This is a genomic window from Exiguobacterium alkaliphilum (assembly GCF_018138125.1).
GTDB classification, from domain to species: Bacteria; Bacillota; Bacilli; order Exiguobacteriales; family Exiguobacteriaceae; genus Exiguobacterium; species Exiguobacterium alkaliphilum.
This window is the reverse complement of record NZ_CP073101.1, coordinates 43,387-59,431: the sequence shown is the minus strand read 5'-3', so window position 1 is coordinate 59,431 and position 16,045 is coordinate 43,387. Positions and strand designations below refer to the sequence as shown.

The following is a 16,045-nucleotide window of genomic DNA, read 5'->3' as shown; positions in this document are numbered from 1 at the left end:
GCACCAGCCTTCGGGTTGGTGCTTTTCTGTATGCAAAAAACCGCTTCATCACATGAAGCGGCCCAAGTATTGTTTTGCCTCGAGCTCGAGTGTCGTGACGCGGTGGGCGTACAAACAGAGCTTCAAGACGTGGATGATGTTCGGATGGGAGTGTCCCATTTTCTCGACCGAGCGTTTTGCCCGGGTGTCGAGCAAGTCGATTGGACTCGTCGACTTGGCATATTCGGCATATAACCGATAAAAATCGATTGGCGAGATGAAGTCGTCCTCATCACGGTCCGGGTTGTTAAAGATGAGCGCAAGCAGCGAGCTCGTCTCTTCAAGCGAGAACAAGTGCTTCAAGTCGTCGAGCAAATAGATGATTGCCGCCTGTTGCAAGGAATATTTCTTTCCGACGCGCGGGACGCCGATAATTTTACGCACCTCGCGCTTCGTCCAGTTTTGAATCGTCGTCGCCGATAAATGCTCGCCGGTCAACGTGTTGGCGAGAGCGACGATTTGATTGATGGACAGTCCGTTCTTTTCAATATGAAACAAATGGATTTTACGGAGCTCTTTCGGAAAGTGGTCACGGACTTCTTCCGGGAATAAGGCGATGGCCCGATCGACGTCGCCAACTTGCATATAGTGAAGGCAGTCCGCCAAAGTTTGAATTGAAGTTGCGTCGCGCATAAAGCCACCCTTTCTATAGCCGGCTTCGTTCGCCGTCTATACAGTCATTTGACCTCATTCTACCAAATGTTTGAAAAGGAAGCTAGGTTCAGACCCGATTAAGGTATAATGTAAACGTAGAAAAACTGTAGCTAAAGGTGGTCTATCGATGAATGAATGGGTCAGCTCTATCTTATCGATCGTCCTCGTCCTCGTATTCCTCGTCGGACTCGAACAAGTCGGCAAGCGTCTAGGTTGGACGGACGAAACAATTCGTAAAAGTGTACATATCGCGGTCGGACATTGGTCGCTCCTCGCCGTCTGGCTCATGGAGACATGGTACGTCGCGGCAATCCCACTCGTGTTCTTCACGTTCGCGAACGCGTTCCTTCTTTATAAAAGTCCGTCGCCGGTGCATCAAACCGAACGGAAATCATTCGGCACCGTCTATTACCCAATCGCACTGCTCGTCATCTTATATTTCTTCTTTGAATCCGAGCCGCTCGCCTTCTTGGCCGGTTCGCTCGTGTTGGCCTGGGGGGACGGCTTGGCCGCACTCATCGGTCGCAAGTATGGCACGGTGACGTACGACTTATACGGTCAAAAGCGTTCGTTCCAAGGCAGTATGGCCATGTTCCTCAGTTCATATGCCGTTCTCTTTTTATTGTTTTTGTGGGATGATGTTCCCCTTTGGCAAGTGGTAACATATGGGTTCATCATTTCCGTTGTCGCGACGCTGACAGAAGCGATTTCGTATCGAGATTGGGATAACTTTACAATTCCGATTGTAGTGGCTGTCGCCACATCGTTATTGTTGTAAATCATTTGCTCGATTGTAAAGAAAACGTTGCTTGTCACTCCCGGCAAACATTTGTATACTGTGATTCGTACTGAAACCATTCAGCGACGTGCGTCGAAGCCATTCGATGCATTCATCAGATAAAAATAGAACGTAAAGGATTGAGTGAACGCATGAGCTTTTTAAATCAATTATTAACGATACTCCCAGCCGATCGCGTCAAACAAGACGAGCCTTTGTCGGCGCACACGTATACAAAGCTTGGCGGGAACGCGGACTATTTCGTGGCACCGCATACGTATGAAGAAGTTCAGGCCGTGCTTGAACTCGCACACCGCGAGAGCATGCCGTTCATGATTCTCGGGTTCGGTTCGAACTTGATCGTCCGGGACGGGGGACTCCGCGGCATCGTCTTGAACTTGAACGAACTGAAGACGATTCGTCGTGAAGGCAATCACGTCATCGCGCAAGCAGGGGCTGCCATCATCGACGTGTCGCGCCAAGCGCTCACAGAAGAGCTGTCAGGCCTCGAGTTTGCCTGCGGTATCCCGGGAACGGTCGGCGGTGCCGTCTACATGAACGCCGGTGCCTACGGCGGTGAGACGAAGGATGTGATCGTCAGCGCGGTCGTCTTGACGCCCGAAGGCGAACTGCTCACGCTCACGAAAGACGAGCTCGACCTCGACTATCGGACGAGCCGAATCGCCAAAGAGGGGCTCATCGTGCTTGAAGCGACGTTCGCACTCGAGCCGCTCGCGTACGAGGCCATCAAAGAAGTGATGGATGACTTGACGTACAAGCGCGAGTCGAAGCAACCGCTCGAGTACCCGTCATGTGGCAGCGTCTTCAAACGACCACCGGGCTACTTCGCCGGCAAGTTGATTCAAGACTGCGGCCTGCAAGGGAAACGCATCGGCGGCGCCGAAGTGTCATTGAAGCACGCCGGCTTCATCGTCAACATCGCCGACGCGACAGCGACCGAGTACATCTCGCTCATCCGTCACGTCCAAGCGACGGTGAAAGAGAAGTTCGAAATCGACTTGGAGCCAGAAGTGAAAATCATCGGGGAAGATATCGCCGTCGAAAACGCATAAAAAAGACGCTTGAACGACAATTCGTTCAAGCGTCTTTCGTTTAGGCTTGGAGCTGTTTCGTGATGGCTTCTGACGCCGGGATGAACGGATAGTCGAGGTCACGGGCGACAGCCTCATACGTGACCGTACCGTCGATGACGTTCAATCCTTTGAGGAGGGCGGCATTCTCGCGAAGCGCTGTGAAGATGCCTTTTTGCGCGCACTCGATAATATACGGCATCGTCGCATTCGTCAGGCCGAGCGTCGACGTGCGTGGGACGGCGCCTGGCATGTTCGCAACCGCGTAATGTTGAACGCCGAAGCGCTCGTACGTCGGTGCGTCGTGTGTCGTGATGTGATCAATCGTCTCACAAATCCCGCCTTGGTCGATGGCGACGTCGACGATGACCGAGCCCGGTGACATCTGTTGCACCATATCTTTCGTCACGAGCTTCGGAGCTTTCGCACCAGGGATCAACACCGCGCCGATGACGAGGTCGCTTTCGGCGACTTGTTTGGCGATGTTATAGCTGTTTGAGATGAGCGTGTTGATCGTGTTGCCGAACTGGTCGTCGATTTGACGAAGACGGGCTGGACTGATGTCCATGAGCGTCACGTTCGCACCGAGGCCGATGGCGATGCGGGCCGCATTCGTCCCGACGACCCCGCCGCCGATGACGGTCACGTTCGCACGTGGGACGCCTGGGAGACCGGATAAGAGGATCCCTTTTCCGCCGTGCGGCTTCTCTAAAATCTGTGCCCCGATTTGAGCTGCCATGCGTCCTGCGACTTCACTCATCGGTGTGAGGAGCGGGAGCGTCCGATCGATTTCCACGGTCTCGTAAGCGATTGCGGTCATGCCCGAATCGACGAGTGCTTTCGTCAGTTCCGGCTCGGCCGCCAAGTGAAGGTACGTGAAGAGCGTCAAATCGCGACGGAAGTAGCGATATTCCGACGGTTGTGGCTCTTTTACTTTGAGCGCGAGCTCGACGTGGTTCCATACGTCTGCTGCCGTGTCGACGATTGTCGCACCAGCGTCAACATATTCCATGTTCGTGAAGCCGCTCCCTACGCCTGCTTCCGTTTCAACGAGCACGTCATGCCCGAGCTCTGTCAATACGGCTGCCCCCATCGGCGTCAGTGCGACACGGTTTTCGTTGTTTTTAATCTCTTTCAATACCCCGATTTTCATGATCCGTTCCCCTTTCAATTCCTTGACACAATTTGTTCACACTTCTAGTATAGACCCTTCCGAAAAAGCTGTCTTTATCCCACATTCTAAAAATGAAGACCCTCACTTTGTGAAAAATCACAAGGTGAAGGTCTGGTGTCTCAACGGTATTGGTCGGCTTTAATCGCCAAGTAAATCGTGGCCCGTTCTGGGAGCGAGGCCCGCGTGATTTGGGTCAATTCTTCAATCCGTCGCACCCGATACAATACCGTGTTCGGATGGATATGGAGATGGGCGGCAACTTGTTTCACGTTGCCATCGAAGTAAAAGTACCACTCGAGCGTCGTCACGAGTTCGGTTTGATGGGTCTGGTCGTACGCTTTCAGCCGTTCGAGCGTCGGGTGTGTCTCGAGGCGGAGGTTGATGCGACGGGCGAGGTCGGGCACGAGTTGATAGATCCCGATTTGTTCGAACGTGCGGGCGTTCACCAATTCAAGCGGGAACTTTCGCCGTAGCGAAGTGACACGGCGCGCTTCCTCCGCGGCATGATAGAGCGTCTCGCTCTCGAAAAAGCGACGGCTGATGCCAAGCGTCGGATTCGCCTCGGGGAACTTATCCTGAAGAAGCGTCTCGAACCGCTCAGCCCAGTCAAGTAGCATCGTCTCTTCTTCGGCCAATTCCGTTTTCATGTAATGCCAGACGAGTAATTGTTGTCCGTCAATCGCTTGGAGGACGACCTCAATCGACTGTTGGGTCGCCAGTACATAAAAGAGTCGCTCGGCGAACTGCGGGGTGATCGGTTGCAGACAGTCGATGACCGTCAATCGACTCGCCACGGCAATCGGCGCGAGTTCGTTCAAGCGCTGCTGGTTGGTCGGGCTGAGAGCCGGGGTCGCTAACACATCTAAGAAGAACCGTTCGAGCTCGGCATCGATGCGGCGTTCGTGCATCGCGATCGTCATGAGCAATTTCTTGGCGATGGAAGCCCCTTCTTTTAAGACGGTCAGCTCTTGTTCCGAGAAAGGGGTCGGGCGGGCCAAGCTCCAAATATACCCGAGCACATCATCATGCTGTTTGATGACGACGGCCGCCCGTTCGCCGAGTCCGACGGCGAGCCGCGCCGGGATGACGACGGGATCGTCGCTATCGATGACGTGCTGTAACATCCCACTTTCCCATAAGTCCTCAATGACCGTCTCCGGGACACGGCGACCGATAATCGTGGCGATGCGAGCCGGATCGGTCGAGTCGGGATGGGTGCTGTAGGCGAGCAGTTGATGATGGCGGTTCTCGATCGTGATCGGTGCGCGAATCGCTTGGCCAATCGCCTCGGCGAGCGTGTCGAGTGATTCATAGGACTTCTGCAAAAAAGGCATGTCGATTCCTCCTCTCCTTTGAGTATACCGTCTCTCTTGTGAAACTTCACAAAAAGATGGGGGAGTGGGAATGGACATGCCCGATTCGATTAAATTGGGAAGAAGAGACCGACGACGAGACCGAGCAAGGCACCGACGATGACTTGGAACGGTGTATGGCCGACGAGTTCGTTCAAAATTGGCGTCTCGTGCTTGATTCCTTTGAAATAATCGTTCAAAAGCCGCGCCTGGAATCCGACCGCTTGGCGGACGCCGGTCGCATCGTACATGACGATCGTCGCGAAAATCAAGGCGAGGGCAAACATGCTAGAGTCGAGTCCCTCCATCCGTCCGATCACGGTCGCGAGGGCGACGACGGTCGAAGAGTGGGAGCTCGGCATGCCGCCTGAGGCGAACATGATTTGCAGTTCGAAGTCTCTCGTTTTAATGAGTTCTGTCACAAGTTTGGCCGCCTGCGCGATAAACCATGCGAGGAGGGCGGCGAGTAAGGGTTCGTTAAACAGCAATCGATTCACTTCCTGTCTGACAATGGTATCTTCACTATACCCGATATGACGCCACCGTAGACGTAAAGATTTCGTCAAAAAAAGCGCCAGTGGCGGAAGCCAGCTGACGCTTTCTGGTCGATTTTTGTTACCCGATGACGCCTTCAGTTTCCTGAAGTTTGTCCGCGATATTCTCGATGATATAGCGGTTGCGTGGATGCTCTTGGCACTCTTTTGAACATGAGCGCATCTGTTTCGGCTCACATTCTTCACAACAGAAGTGCTGGGCATTACACACCGGGTTGGCACAATTAACGTACCGGACCGTCTTCGTGCCGCAGTGCATGCACGCAGAGACGATGGACGGGTTGACCGTGTTGACCGGGACGTTGATGCGCTCGTCAAAGACGTACAGCTCACCTTCCCAATCCTCGCCTTTTGTCGCCTCGTCTTTTCCGTACATGACGACGCCACCTTTTAAGTGGAAAATGTTGTCGTGACCTTGGTCACGCATATATGCGGTAAATTTCTCGCAACGGACGCCGCCGGTGCAATACGTGAGAAGCGTTTTCCCTTCGTAGAGGTCCTTGTTCTCTTCGAGCCATTCTGGCATGTAACGAGAAGCCTCTACGTCGATCTTGATCGCATTTTTAAAGTGACCAAGGTCGTACTCGTAGTTGTTACGAACGTCGAGGATGACGACATCATCGCGATGCATCATCTCTTTCCATTCTGCAGGTTCGAGGTATGCACCGTGCTGTTTCGGCACGTCAAACTCGCCATCAAAGCGCCACGTCACGAGTTCCTTTTTGTGACGGACAAAAATTTTCGAGAACGCGTGCTCCTCGACTTCATCGATTTTGAACTCGATGTCGCTGAAGTACGGGTTCGCTTTCAAGTCGTTCATGTACTGCTCGGTCTGTTCCCACGTACCAGAGCACGTCCCGTTGATTCCTTCGGAAGAAATCAAGATGCGTCCTTTGATGCCGAGGTCTTTACAGTACTTCAAGTGCTCTTGTGTGAGCGCTTCTGGGTCTTCGATGTTGACGTACTTATAGTACAACAACACGCGCATTGGTTTTGTTTCCATTTGTGTTACTCCCCTGTGTTCAGTTTTTTGCAGGAAAACGAACGTTGGGTTGTGTCGTTCGACGAATGGGCTTGCCTGCAACCACAAGTCCATTATTATATGATAGATATCACAGCTAATTTTCGCAAATACTTTTTAATTTTTTTTAAGCCGAGCAGGGGGACGTGTCCTCAGACGCGAATTCGGGTACAAAATAGTAATGAAAGCCAAAGGTGGAAATCGATATGCTCACATCACTTGAACAGTGGATCATCCAATTGATTGAATGGCTACAAGAGCTTCCAGGCGGTCCGTGGGCCGGACTCGGGGCCCCGTTCTTAGAAGCGATTTTTCCGTTTCTCCCGCTCGTCCTCATCATTTCGGCGAACGCGGCAACATATGGGTTCCTACTCGGGACGTTACTGTCTTGGGTCGGCAGTTTGCTCGGCACAATCCTCGTCTTCACGGCCGTCCGCTACGTCTTCCGAAAACCGATGACGCGTTGGCTCGAGAAACATAAACAAGGGGTCTATTGGCTTGAACGGATTAATCATATGAGTCCAATCTCGCTCGGGTTTCTCTATTCACTTCCGTTCATCCCCGTCAGTTTGATCACGTACTTACTCGCCCTGATTCAAATGCCGCTCCGCACGTTCATTATGGCGGCCGGATTTGGTAAATTGCTCGTCGTGTTGATTTTCTCGGTCATCGGCGACCAGTGGGAAGAGTTCATCCAAAGCCCGTTCCGTTTGTCGATGCTCGGATTATTACTGTTCGTCCTATGGGCGATTAGCCGTGGCCTCGAGGAACTGCTCAAGCGGCGCGCGTTCAAAAAACGGAACGAACAACTTAAACGTGAGCTCGACGCAAAACGAACGACCCTTTGAACGGATTAGATTCAAAGGGTCGTTTTTGTCAGGCTTTTTTCTTGAAGCGCGGGAAGTTGAATGCGATGGCAAGTCCACCGCAGATGAACAAGAGGAACGGATAAAACATGAACGGGACGAGCGCGGGGGACGCGGTGTTCGTCAATTCGGCAGCGATGAGGAGCTGTGCACCGTAAGGCAATAGTCCTTGGACACCGCACGAGAAGATGTCGAGCACGCTGGCTGATTTTTTCCGCTCAATCTCATACGTGTCAGCGATGTTCGCTGCGAGCGGACCTGCCACGAGAATGGAAATCGTGTTGTTGGCCGTGGCGACGTTCGTCGCACTGACGAGTCCGGCGATGCTCCATTCGGCGCCGGCCCGTCGCTGAATCCGCGAGGTGAGGGCGTCACGCAAGTAGGTAAGGCCGCCGTTATGGGAGATGAGTCCGACGAGTCCGCCCATGAAGAGCGTCAAAATCGAAATCTCTGCCATTCCAATCATCCCGTCCGCGACCGCCGTAACGAACGCGGTCACTGACAAGGTCCCGTCAAGTAGACCGATGATTCCGGTCAACACGATGCCACCGAGCAGAACGAGGATGACGTTCAACCCGGTCAAGGCGAGGACGATGACGGCGAGGTACGGGATGAGCTTGTACCATTCAAACGAAGCAATCTCGACAGAAGAGACCGTGCCGCTCGATAGGACGGCAAGGAGAACCGTCGTGATAATCGCGGCCGGCAAGACAATCCAAAAGTTCGTCCGGAATTTGTCACGCATGTTCGTCCGCTGCGTTCGCACGGCGGCAATCGTCGTGTCAGAGATGAACGACAAGTTGTCTCCGAACATGGCGCCACCGACGACGGCTGCCGCGGCGATGGCGATATTGACGCCGCTCTCTTCGTGGATACCGAGCGCGATTGGGGCGAGGGCGGCAATCGTACCGGTCGATGTCCCCATCGCCATCGAGATGAAGGCGGCGATGACGAACAGTCCACTTAACAGGAGCGAAGGCGGGAGCAACGTGAGCGCCGCGTTGACGGTCGCGTCAATCGCCCCAATCTCGCCCGCGACGTTCGAGAACGCACCGGCGAGGAGAAAGATGAAAATCATAATCAAAATGCCCGGATTGCCGGCACCTTGGGCAATCCGTTCCACCGTTTGGGTGACGCTGCCTTTCGTCATCGTAGCCGCGACGATCAAGGCGATGAGTGCCGCGATGAGTACCGGGAATTTATAAAAGTCACCATAGTAAACCCCGGCCCCGATAAAGAAGGCAAGGAAGACGAGTAAAGGCAAGAGTGCCCATTTGTTTGCAGTTGGTTGTTCCAATCGTTTCACCTCATTCATAGAAATAAAAAAGAGAGCCCTTCGAAAAAGGCTCTCTCCATGTAAGAAGCGCCTTTTTCATCTTTCAAGCACGTGCTTGCTGGATTTGGCACAGGTTCCCCGCTGCCGAGACGTCGCAGGGCCAGTCCCTCGGTCTCTCTTGATAAAAAAGTCGGATGATTTAGTTATAAGACACGTTCCCTAACCTATCTGTTTCGAACCGGTTTGTCAATAGAAAATCCCTATGCGCTTCGCATAGGGATGAGTCAGGTCGTCAAATATTGAAAATGGGCGACCCGGTTGCGCCCGGCGTATTTGCCGCCGACGTAAAGCGCCCGGTCGGCGTTTCGAATCGTGTCGTCGAGTCGTTGATCACCGAACGCTTGAATCGTATCGACCCCGATTGAGGCGGTCACTTGGATGTCGATGCCGTCGACACGGAACGGCGTCGCTTCGATTTTTTGCCGGATACGCTCGGCGATTTCGACGGCCTGGTCGGTGTCGCAATGGTTCAAGAGCAGAATGAACTCCTCGCCTCCGTAGCGCGCCGCAAAGTCCTCGGTCCGAAGCGCCTGGCGAATCCGTCGGCCGAACTCTTGGAGAACGCCATCCCCGACTTGGTGACCATGCGTGTCATTGATTTTCTTGAAGAAATCGATATCGAGCATGGCGACGGAGATGGGGTACATCGATCCGTCTGAAATTTGTTGAATTCCATATTCGTAAAACGCCCGCGCGTTGGCGAGGAGCGTCAGACTATCCGTCCGGCTCTCGGTATACAAGCGGTCTCGCTCATGGCAGCGGCTAATCGTCCGATTGAACGATTTGAGCAGCTTGACGATTTCGCGCTGAATGATGAGCGGGTAACCGTAAGCGTGTTCGCCTGTCATGATGAGCCATGTGCGAATGCCTTCGATCTCCTCGGACCGGACCGAGATAAAACTATGATAGTCGTCATGGAACTCTTCGGATAATGGACCGTCCCATTCAAACCGCATCTCATACTCGACCGACGTTTCGAAAGGATGCGACGTTTCGAGTAAGTCGAACACGCGGGGCCTTTCGACTGGTTGACGCGTCTTCAAGTCGAAGTAGAGCGAGCGGTCGAACAAGGCGAACTCGACGAAGCCGGCGTCATATTGATTCAGCCGTTCACACTGGTTTAAAAATACTTCAATCGCTTGGGCCTCGCTTTGCGACAAGGAGACAGCTTCTTTTGCCTCGTCATACTGCTCGATGAGCGATTTGAACGCGTCTTGCCGTCCTTTTTGAATTAACAGCCGCTTGATGAAAAACGTGAGCGCGGCGGCGATGCTGCTGACGACGAGCAAGTTCGTCTCGCGGAAAAAGGAAGCGGCCAAAATAAAGACGAGGCTGACGATATACGTGTAAAACGCGATGCTTAAAAAATCACGGACGGGCACATCGACACGGAACCACCAACCGACTTGATACTTTTGAATGACGGTGTTCACGATGATGGCGAGAATCAGTCCGGCGAGCGGGAGGAACGAGTCTTGCGTATAAAACCCAAGACCGGTCTGTCCGCCGAGCGCCAAATAGACGCTTGCCGGGATGGCGAGTTCTAAGAAAGACGTGATCGCATTCCACGGGTACGTGAAGCGGAAACGCCTGAGCGCGACGCGCGGCTTCAAGTTGACGAATTGGAAGACGAGCAATCCGATTTGGTTGACGAATAACGCTGTCTCAAAATCGAAGAATAAAAAGATGATGAGGACGATGCTTTCTGAAAATGTGAAATAAACGCCTTTACGCTCGATTGAGTCCATTTGGAAGATGATGACGAGTAACGCGATCAAGATGAACGGCAGCGGCTCGATCGCCGGTGCGTTCAATACGCCTGTCGCGAACAAGGTGACGGTCAGCAGAAGAAATAAACTCCAAACACCCCAACCGAGGGCAGACATCTTGCGGAAATGGTTCATGGCCCCTCCTACTGTGGGAAATCGATGGTGTATCGTAAAATTCGGCATGATGCGGCGACAGTCCTGCCTAATCCTCATGATGGCGGAATTCTAGCATTGAGTCTACAGGAATTATCCTCTATAATGAAATTGCTTTTCAACCACATAGACGAAAGTCGATGAAAAAGAGAGTAACGATTGTCGAGTCAACAAAGCGACCTAGGGATTGGTGAGAGCCTAGGCTGACAGACGTCGCGAAACGCACTTTTGAGATGCTACCCGAACCTTGAGTAGGCGTAGCCGGGGGACCCCCGTTATCACCGATAAAGCGGTCTGCGTCATGCAGGCAAGAAGAGTGGTACCGCGGGCCATCCCGTCTCTTTGCATCTGTGCAAAGGGCGTTTTTTTTATGTTGTGAATGAGGACAAGGAGGAAATGAAATGAGTTATGAACGCAAGTATGCAGAAGCACTGTCCCGTGTCATCGGCGACGAACTGACGGTCGACCAGATTGAGGACTTGATCGAAAAACCAAAACATGAAGCACACGGGGATCTCGCCTTCCCGTGTTTCCAACTCGCGAAAGCGTATCGCAAGGCCCCGGTCATGATCGCGACAGATATCGCGAACGACTTGAACGACGACTTGTTCACGAAAGTCGAGGCGGCCGGCCCATACGTCAACGTCTTCTTGAGCCGTGACGTCGTCTCGCAAGAAATCATCAACACGGTGCTCGACGAAAAGACGGACTACGCGACGCACGCGACGCGTAACGAGACGATCGTGACCGACTTCTCGTCACCGAACATCGCCAAGCCGTTCTCGATGGGCCATTTGCGCTCGACCGTGATCGGAAATGCGATCAACCAAATCGCGCGTAAGAACGGCTACGACGTCGTCGGCATCAACCACCTCGGCGACTGGGGCACCCAGTTCGGAAAGCTCATGGTCGCGTATAAGAAATGGGGCGACGAGGCAGCCGTGCGCGCCAACCCGATTGCAGAGCTTTTAAAGTTGTACGTCCACTTCCATGAGGAAGCGAAGACGCAACCGGAGCTCGAAGACGAAGGTCGCGCTTGGTTCAAGAAGCTCGAGGACGGAAACGAAGAAGCGACCGAGCTTTGGCAATGGTTCCGTGACGAGTCACTGAAAGAGTTCCAAAAAGTGTACGACCTTCTTGGTGTCGAGTTCGACAGCTTTAACGGGGAAGCGTTCTACAATGACAAGATGGACCGCATCGTCGGCATGCTCGAAGAGAAGAATCTTCTTGTCGAGAGTGAAGGGGCGATGGTCGTCTCACTCGAAGACGAGAACTTGCCACCGTGCTTAATCAAGAAAAAAGACGGTGCGACGCTTTATGCGACGCGTGACCTCGCGGCAGCCGTATATCGTCATGAGACGTACAACTTCGTCCAGGCGAACTACGTCGTCGGCGGCGAGCAGGCGCTTCACTTCAAGCAACTGTTCTCTGTTCTTCGTAAACTCGGTTACGACTTCGTCGATGGGATGCACCACGTGCCGTTCGGCTTGATTTTGCAAGAAGGGAAGAAGATGTCGACGCGTAAAGGCCGCATCGTCCTCCTCGAGGAAGTGTTGAAAGAAGCGATCGAGAAAGCGCAAGCGAACATCGCCCAGAAGAACCCGGAACTTGCGAACGCGGACGACGTGGCACGCATGGTCGGTGTCGGCGCGGTCATCTTCCATGACTTGAAGAACGAGCGCATCAACAACATCGAGTTCGACCTCGACAGCATGCTCAAGTTTGAAGGGGAGACAGGTCCGTACGTGCAGTACACAAACGCACGCGCGAACTCACTTCTTCGTAAAGGGAATTACGACGGATCGGCTTTCACCGGTGCGGACGACGATTACACATGGGGTGTCGTGACGATGCTCAACGCGTTCCCACACGTGATCACACGTGCCCACGAGCGTCGTGAGCCGTCAATCATCAGCCGTTACGTCCTTGACTTGGCCCAAGCGTTCAACAAGTATTACGGCCACGTCCGTGTCTTGGAAGAAGACGCCGGCAAACAGTCGCGTCTCGCCCTCGTCAAAGCGGTGACGATCGTCTTGACCGAAGGACTCCGTTTGATTGGTGTTCAAGCTCCAGAGGAAATGTAAGCACGACAAAAGGGACCTGTTTTTTTAAGGTCCCTTTTCTTATGCCTTCATCCGTGTCACGGTCCGTGCTTCGGTATCGTACAAACACCATTCCCGATCGAAAATGATCGCGCCGACGTTGATCACGTAGCGTTTCTTTTTCAATTTAAACGGCGTCCCAATCTCCCAAGGCAACGAGCGACCTTTTCGGTAAATGCCGGGGATATGACTGTGCCCGATAAAGACGAGCGGGTACTTGCCTTTGTCGACGATTGGCTCCCAGTCCTCGTTCCACTTCACTTGATGGCCATGCAAAAACAATGCCTCATCGAGCGTCGTCTGTTCCGGCAAGAGCGCGATGCGCGTCTTGATTGGGTGAGACACGACAAGCACCTCGTCGATTCGCTCCTCTTGATTGCCGCGCAGGCTCGGGAACGTGAGGAGTGCCTCATAGTCCGGGTCGTACGTGACGACGTCTGTCACGTCATGGAACCGTTCATTGCGCCGCTTTTTGCCGATATGGCACTCGTACAAGTCGCCGAGGCAAAGGATATGTTCCGTCTCGCGCCGGACGGATTCGAGGACGGCTTTCAAATCAGCGAACGAACCGTGTGGGTCACTGATGATGGCGAGTTTCATCTGTAATTCGTGAACTGGGCGTCGACCGACAACTCGAGGTCTCGAACGAGTTGCATGACGGCTTGGAGGTCATCGCGCGACTTGCCTGTGACGCGGATTTGGTCGTCTTGAATTTGTGACTTCACTTTCAGTTTCGATTCTTTGATGGCGTTGTTGATTTTCTTCGCGTCATCCTTGTCGATGCCGCTCTTCAACTTGACGCGTTGACGGACCGTACCACCGAGGGCGCGTTCAACTTTTTGGTAGTCGAGGTTTTTCGTCGGGACGCCACGTTTAATCATCTTCGTGATGAGGACGTCTTTTAATTGCTCGAGTTTGTAGTCATCATCGGAGACGAGGACGAGGTCACCGTTTTCAAGTGACATCTCACTTTTTGACCCTTTGAAGTCGTAGCGGTTCAAAATTTCTTTCTCCGCAATTTGAATCGCGTTTTTCACTTCTTCGAGGTTCATTTCTGACACGATATCAAAAGAATTGTCTTTTGCCATGTTTCATCCATCCTTTATGAGGGTTTTGTTATAATGATAGCAGATTTGAAGTAGTGAAGGAGTGAAAGAATGGAACGTACTATCGATCAACAGACAAATGTAGATTTAGACCATATGGCATATCACGGGAAAGACCTCGGGGTGACGTTTAAAGACAACATCATCCGGTTGCGTGTTTGGTCGCCCGTCGCCGACGGCATGACCGTCAAGCTTTTCCGGACGGCAAAAGCCCGTAAGTTCGAGCGGATGGAGCTTGAGCGCGCCGAGAAAGGGACTTGGGTCATCGAACTCGACCGGGAAACGTTCGAAGGACAGTTTTACGTGTTCGAGGCGGTCGTCGCCGGCAAACGTGTCGAATCGCTCGACCCGTATGCGAAAGTCGTCGGTGTCAACGGCAAACGGGGCTGTCTGCTCGACCCGTCGTCGCTACAACCGGACCATTGGGTGAAAGAACGACCGCTCTTCCACTCTTCGCAAGAAGCGGTCATCTATGAGGCACACGTCCGCGACTTGACGAGCCATCCGGACAGCGGCGTCATGCATCGTGGTAAATTCCTCGGCATGACCGAGGTCGGCACGAAGACGCCGACCGGCTATCCGACCGGACTCGACTACATCACCTCGCTCGGCATCACGCATTTGCAACTCATGCCGTTCTTTGACTACGGCTCGGTCAACGAGGCGAAAGAAAGTGAAGACAATTACAACTGGGGTTATGATCCGGTCCACTATTTTGCGGTCGAAGGCTCGTACGCCTCGTCAGCGGACGATCCGGCCGCCCGTATCATCGAGTTGAAGGCATTGATTCAAGCGCTCCATGACCGCGGGATCCGTGTCATCATGGACGTCGTCTTCAATCACACGTATGATGCGTTGACGACGCCGCTCGGTCAGTTCGTGCCGGACTATTATTATCGGTTGAACGAGGACGGTACGCTCGCTGACGGGTCTAAGTGCGGCAACGATACGGCGTCGGAGCGAGCGATGATGCGTAAGCTGATCGTCGAATGTGTGACATACTGGGCGAAAGAGTTCATGATTGACGGCTTCCGTTTCGATTTGATGGGGCTGCATGACGTCAAGACGATGAACCAAGTCCGCAAAGCGCTCGACCGGGTCGACCCGTCCATCCTCGTCATCGGGGAAGGCTGGGATCTCGACACGCCGCTATCGGTACGCAAGAAAGCGAACCAACATAACGCCCGCAAGATGCCGCGCATCGCCCAATTCAATGACGCCATCCGCGACGGTGTGCGCGGTGACGTGTTCATCGAAGACTTGCCGGGCTGGGTGAGCGGCAATCTCGACATGACGGCCGACGTGAAACGTGGCATCGCCGGTGCGGTCACGAGTCAAAGCTTTGCCGATGAGCCAAACCAAGTCGTCAACTACGTGGAGTGCCATGACAACTTGACGCTTTGGGACAAGCTCGCCGTGACGAATCCGGACGATGACGAGACGACGCGCCGTCGTCGCCATCGACTCGCGACGTCCATCGTGTTGCTCGGGCAAGGGATTCCGTTCCTCCATAGCGGCCAAGAGTTCTTCCGGACAAAAGACGGAGACGAGAACAGTTTCAACTCTGGTGAAGTGATCAACCGCTTGGACTGGAGCCGGGCCGAGCTTGAGACGCCGAGCGTCGAGTATGTCAAAGGATTGATTAGTTTACGCAAGCAGTATCCGTTGTTCCGTCTCGAGAATGCGGAGCAGATTCGGAAACACTTACGTTTCTTCGACGAGGAGGAAGGCGTGATTGCGTATGAGCTACATCGCCACGTCGAAGGATACGTGGAACGTCATCTCGTTTACCATAACGGCCTTGAAGAGGCGGTCGACGTGAAGTTGCCGTCCGGGAAGTTTGAAGTGAACGTCGAAGATCATACGGTCAATTTGACGGCACCGCGTCTCATCGAAGACCGTCATATGACGATTACGCCATTATCGACGCTCGTCGTGACGGAACGTCGTCCGGATTACAGCAAGTACGCTGTCGCCGGTGGGGCCGCGCTCGCGCTCCTCGGTCTCTGGTACGTCACGAAAAAACGCAAGAACAAGCAAAAGTGAGCAC

14 protein-coding genes, 1 riboswitch and 1 other annotated feature are annotated in these 16,045 nt (G+C 53.4%); of the genes, 5 read left to right on the top strand and 9 right to left on the bottom strand.

Translation table 11 applies throughout. From position 1 onward, the window contains the following. Positions 1-48 precede the first annotated feature (48 nt). Positions 49-672: a DUF1836 domain-containing protein gene (locus KB235_RS00345; protein ID WP_034816742.1), complete on the bottom strand. Its 624-nt coding sequence runs from the start codon at positions 670-672 to the stop codon at positions 49-51. A 148-nt stretch (positions 673-820) separates the two neighbouring features. Between KB235_RS00345 and KB235_RS00340 the strand changes: the two genes are divergently transcribed. After that, positions 821-1,471, top strand: a complete 651-nt coding sequence (locus KB235_RS00340; RefSeq protein WP_211780076.1) for a diacylglycerol/polyprenol kinase family protein — start codon at positions 821-823, stop codon at positions 1,469-1,471. A gap of 152 nt (positions 1,472-1,623) precedes the next feature. After that, entirely contained in the window at positions 1,624-2,544 is a 921-nt protein-coding gene (murB, locus tag KB235_RS00335) for a UDP-N-acetylmuramate dehydrogenase (RefSeq protein ID WP_211780878.1), read from the top strand. A gap of 40 nt (positions 2,545-2,584) precedes the next feature. Here the strand turns inward: murB and ald are convergent, their stop codons facing one another. From ald to trhO, 4 genes are all read right to left on the bottom strand, one after another. Next, positions 2,585-3,715 (bottom strand): alanine dehydrogenase, encoded by a 1,131-nt coding sequence (gene ald, locus KB235_RS00330; protein ID WP_034816734.1) that lies wholly within the window; start codon positions 3,713-3,715, stop codon positions 2,585-2,587. Positions 3,716-3,855: 140 nt separating this feature from the next. After that, positions 3,856-5,070, bottom strand: a complete 1,215-nt coding sequence (locus KB235_RS00325; protein ID WP_211780075.1) for a PucR family transcriptional regulator — start codon at positions 5,068-5,070, stop codon at positions 3,856-3,858. Between the two features lie 89 nt (positions 5,071-5,159). After that, positions 5,160-5,585 (bottom strand): divergent PAP2 family protein, encoded by a 426-nt coding sequence (locus KB235_RS00320; protein ID WP_029333791.1) that lies wholly within the window; start codon positions 5,583-5,585, stop codon positions 5,160-5,162. 118 nt (positions 5,586-5,703) lie between these two features. Next, entirely contained in the window at positions 5,704-6,645 is a 942-nt protein-coding gene (gene trhO, locus KB235_RS00315) for an oxygen-dependent tRNA uridine(34) hydroxylase TrhO (RefSeq protein WP_211780074.1), read from the bottom strand. 224 nt (positions 6,646-6,869) lie between these two features. Here trhO and KB235_RS00310 point away from each other — a divergent pair, with 224 nt between their 5' ends. Beyond that, the gene (locus tag KB235_RS00310; RefSeq protein WP_034816727.1) at positions 6,870-7,511 is read left to right on the top strand and encodes a TVP38/TMEM64 family protein; all 642 of its coding nucleotides are present in this window, start codon (positions 6,870-6,872) and stop codon (positions 7,509-7,511) included. A 28-nt stretch (positions 7,512-7,539) separates the two neighbouring features. On the opposite strand, the gene KB235_RS00305 is transcribed toward KB235_RS00310, so the two are convergent. Further along, positions 7,540-8,826, bottom strand: coding sequence for a Na+/H+ antiporter NhaC family protein (locus tag KB235_RS00305; protein ID WP_251137451.1), 1,287 nt, complete (start codon positions 8,824-8,826; stop codon positions 7,540-7,542). Positions 8,827-8,898: 72 nt separating this feature from the next. Continuing rightward, positions 8,899-8,993, bottom strand: a riboswitch (SAM riboswitch). Between the two features lie 96 nt (positions 8,994-9,089). Next, positions 9,090-10,769: a GGDEF domain-containing protein gene (locus KB235_RS00300; protein WP_246514269.1), complete on the bottom strand. Its 1,680-nt coding sequence runs from the start codon at positions 10,767-10,769 to the stop codon at positions 9,090-9,092. Between the two features lie 149 nt (positions 10,770-10,918). Beyond that, positions 10,919-11,132 (top strand) — a binding site (T-box leader). Positions 11,133-11,188: 56 nt separating this feature from the next. Between KB235_RS00300 and argS the strand changes: the two genes are divergently transcribed. Then, positions 11,189-12,871, top strand: a complete 1,683-nt coding sequence (gene argS / locus KB235_RS00295; RefSeq protein WP_211780072.1) for an arginine--tRNA ligase — start codon at positions 11,189-11,191, stop codon at positions 12,869-12,871. A gap of 39 nt (positions 12,872-12,910) precedes the next feature. On the opposite strand, the gene KB235_RS00290 is transcribed toward argS, so the two are convergent. Both KB235_RS00290 and KB235_RS00285 read right to left on the bottom strand, forming a co-directional pair. Further along, a complete protein-coding gene (locus KB235_RS00290; protein WP_211780071.1) occupies positions 12,911-13,489 on the bottom strand; it encodes a metallophosphoesterase family protein in 579 nt (192 codons plus the stop codon). After that, positions 13,486-13,977 carry a YajQ family cyclic di-GMP-binding protein gene (locus KB235_RS00285; protein WP_034804297.1) on the bottom strand — a complete coding sequence of 164 codons (492 nt, stop codon included), beginning with the start codon at positions 13,975-13,977 and terminating at the stop codon, positions 13,486-13,488. The genes KB235_RS00290 and KB235_RS00285 overlap by 4 nt, the downstream gene beginning before the upstream one ends. Positions 13,978-14,046: 69 nt before the next feature. Here KB235_RS00285 and pulA point away from each other — a divergent pair, with 69 nt between their 5' ends. Beyond that, complete coding sequence (gene pulA / locus KB235_RS00280) at positions 14,047-16,041, top strand: type I pullulanase (RefSeq protein ID WP_211780070.1); 1,995 nt, start codon at positions 14,047-14,049, stop codon at positions 16,039-16,041. The last annotated feature ends 4 nt before the right edge of the window (positions 16,042-16,045 follow it).

Excerpts from the sequence above, each read along its gene's own strand:
- KB235_RS00345 (WP_034816742.1), bottom strand. The coding sequence starts at position 672 with ATGCGCGACGCAACTTCAATTCAAACTTTGGCGGACTGCCTTCACTAT.
- KB235_RS00340 (WP_211780076.1), top strand. The coding sequence starts at position 821 with ATGAATGAATGGGTCAGCTCTATCTTATCGATCGTCCTCGTCCTCGTA.
- murB (WP_211780878.1), top strand. The coding sequence starts at position 1,624 with ATGAGCTTTTTAAATCAATTATTAACGATACTCCCAGCCGATCGCGTC.
- ald (WP_034816734.1), bottom strand. The coding sequence starts at position 3,715 with ATGAAAATCGGGGTATTGAAAGAGATTAAAAACAACGAAAACCGTGTC.
- KB235_RS00325 (WP_211780075.1), bottom strand. The coding sequence starts at position 5,070 with ATGCCTTTTTTGCAGAAGTCCTATGAATCACTCGACACGCTCGCCGAG.
- trhO (WP_211780074.1), bottom strand. The coding sequence starts at position 6,645 with ATGGAAACAAAACCAATGCGCGTGTTGTTGTACTATAAGTACGTCAAC.
- KB235_RS00310 (WP_034816727.1), top strand. The coding sequence starts at position 6,870 with ATGCTCACATCACTTGAACAGTGGATCATCCAATTGATTGAATGGCTA.
- KB235_RS00300 (WP_246514269.1), bottom strand. The coding sequence starts at position 10,769 with ATGAACCATTTCCGCAAGATGTCTGCCCTCGGTTGGGGTGTTTGGAGT.
- argS (WP_211780072.1), top strand. The coding sequence starts at position 11,189 with ATGAGTTATGAACGCAAGTATGCAGAAGCACTGTCCCGTGTCATCGGC.
- KB235_RS00290 (WP_211780071.1), bottom strand. The coding sequence starts at position 13,489 with ATGAAACTCGCCATCATCAGTGACCCACACGGTTCGTTCGCTGATTTG.
- KB235_RS00285 (WP_034804297.1), bottom strand. The coding sequence starts at position 13,977 with ATGGCAAAAGACAATTCTTTTGATATCGTGTCAGAAATGAACCTCGAA.
- pulA (WP_211780070.1), top strand. The coding sequence starts at position 14,047 with ATGGAACGTACTATCGATCAACAGACAAATGTAGATTTAGACCATATG.